Source organism: Enterobacter sp. IF2SW-B1 (genome assembly GCF_001743375.1).
Classification (GTDB): domain Bacteria; phylum Pseudomonadota; class Gammaproteobacteria; order Enterobacterales; family Enterobacteriaceae; genus Enterobacter; species Enterobacter bugandensis.
On record NZ_MJAA01000291.1, the window covers coordinates 1 to 412 of the forward strand.

The 412-nt window shown below is 62.9% G+C and carries 1 protein-coding gene; it reads left to right on the forward strand.

Annotated features, from left to right (window positions below):
* On the forward strand, window positions 1-412 hold a 412-nt coding region (locus tag A6013_RS24435; RefSeq protein WP_254677916.1), incomplete at both ends, for a PfkB family carbohydrate kinase.

The following is a 412-nucleotide window of genomic DNA, read 5'->3' on the forward strand; positions in this document are numbered from 1 at the left end:
TCCAGGTCGTTCAGGGCCGTACCCGCATCAACGTTAAGCTGACGGAAAAAGACGGCGAAGTGACCGATCTTAACTTCTCCGGTTTCGAAGTGACGCCAGCTGACTGGGAGCGCTTTGTGACCGCCTCCCTGACCTGGCTGGGCCAGTTCGACATGGTGTGCGTCAGCGGCCGCCTGCCGTCCGGCGTCAGCCCGGAAGCGGTTACCGACTGGATGACGCGCCTGCGCCGCCAGTGCCCGTGCATTATCTTCGACAGCAGCCGCGATGCGCCGCTGGCGGGTTTGAAAGCCTCTCCGTGGCTGGTGAAGCCAAACCGCCGCGCGCTGGAGATCTGGGCAGGCCGTAAGCTGCCGGAATTAAAAGATGTGATTGAGGCCGCCCATGCGCTGCGCGAGCAGGGTATTGCTCACGT